The 1,433-nt window shown below is 39.4% G+C and carries 3 protein-coding genes and 1 pseudogene; all 4 read left to right on the top strand.

What is annotated here, in order from left to right; translation table 11 throughout:
• On the top strand, positions 1 to 260 hold a 260-nt coding region (locus F6K37_RS42230; protein WP_502887839.1), incomplete at its 5' end, for a WD40 repeat domain-containing protein.
• 20 nt (positions 261 to 280) lie between these two features.
• A complete protein-coding gene (locus tag F6K37_RS45185; protein ID WP_353839148.1) occupies positions 281 to 529 on the top strand; it encodes a CD225/dispanin family protein in 249 nt (82 codons plus the stop codon).
• A gap of 44 nt (positions 530 to 573) precedes the next feature.
• Positions 574 to 1,011: a DUF2752 domain-containing protein gene (locus tag F6K37_RS42235; protein WP_287257199.1), complete on the top strand. Its 438-nt coding sequence runs from the start codon at positions 574 to 576 to the stop codon at positions 1,009 to 1,011.
• 96 nt (positions 1,012 to 1,107) lie between these two features.
• Positions 1,108 to 1,433 (top strand): annotated as a pseudogene (locus F6K37_RS42240) (WD40 repeat domain-containing protein); the annotation flags it as partial.

Consider the following 1,433-nt stretch of genomic DNA (forward strand, 5'->3'; position numbering starts at 1 on the left):
TGAAAACCCGCAATCTGAGGTATGAGTTGACAGGACATACCGGAGCAATTTTTTCCCTCGCTATTAGTCCAGATAACCGCATCCTTGCCAGTGGAAGTCATGATGGCACGATCAAGCTGTGGGATATATCAACTGGAACTCTAGTCACTACTCTAAATGGACACACCGGTCCTATCACTACTCTAGCATTTAGTCCAGATAATCAAACCTTAGCTAGTGGCAGTTTCGACAGAACGATTAAAATTTGGAAACTTGTATAAACGTTAATTCTAGTAAACTTATGCACTCCAACTGCCCTGTCCCTAACTATCTACCGCAAGCGATTTTAGTAACTCTATTCTGCTGTGTCCCCTTTGGAATTGTTGCAATTTTCTACGCGGCTCAAGTTAACACAAAATACACATCAGGAGACACTGAAGCCGCAGTTACAGCATCAGATAATGCTAAAAAATGGTGCTGGATTAGTTTTATATCCGGGGCAATAATTCTGGTTTTATATGTTATTGCTTCCCTCGCATTGGGTTATTAAAAACCTAAACAAATAATCAAGTAAAGGTTGACAACAATAGTCTCATGAAAAAAACATACTTATATTCTCTGTCTCCCATAGCTAGAATAAAATTGAAGGTAAAAGTTTTATCAGCAATTATTTTAGGTTCAGCTATAATTCTGTATTTTTTTGATCCTTCTATACCAGGACAACTTTACCCTCCTAGTCCATTTCGGACGTTAACTGGTTTGTATTGTCCGGGCTGTGGCACACTGCGGGGACTTCATCAATTACTTCATGGTAATGTGTGGGCAGCCTTTGGGCTGAATCCCCTGATGGTGTTGTCATTGCCTTACCTAATTTACTCCTACATTTGCTACAGTTTACCTGCGTTTACAGGACGCAAAGTTTCCCCAATTTTCATCAAACCGGCTTGGATTTGGTTGATGTTGAAAATAATTTTAGCCTACTGGATTTTGCGGAATATTCCGTTCCCACCTTTTTCCTGGCTTGCTCCTTAATGAAACCTGATTTAAGAATAGCTAAGGCAACTCGATCAGGGCAACGAGTTGCTTGTCATCAATCAATGTAAAAACTAAATTTATTAAATTGTAACTATGAGTATTAACGCTTGGCCTTTTTTAGTAAGCCGTAACCGCTATCTTGACTACAGAACAGTAGTCGCTCCTGATTTCATCTGTGATGCTAAGATTGCTAACTTACTGGCGAGAGTAACGGATGGAGATTTAACCGAACCAGGAAAAGGATTTATCAGGCAAATTGCTGGGACAGAAGCCGGAGACTTTACCATAGTTTTTAGAATCATCCAAGCCACCGAAAAAGACCTTAACTCTAAAGAAGGAGATGATATCCTTAAAGATGAATTTGGTAGAAAAATTTATCTAATTGAGGGGGTGGTTATTCAGGGTATTAAGAGCAAAAA

Source organism: Moorena sp. SIO4E2 (assembly GCF_010671945.1).
In the GTDB taxonomy this organism is placed as follows: Bacteria; Cyanobacteriota; Cyanobacteriia; order Cyanobacteriales; family Coleofasciculaceae; genus Moorena; species Moorena producens.

Bases quoted from the DNA above. Each gene is read 5' to 3' on its own strand.
- F6K37_RS45185 (WP_353839148.1), top strand. From the start codon at position 281: ATGCACTCCAACTGCCCTGTCCCTAACTATCTACCGCAAGCGATTTTA.
- F6K37_RS42235 (WP_287257199.1), top strand. From the start codon at position 574: ATGAAAAAAACATACTTATATTCTCTGTCTCCCATAGCTAGAATAAAA.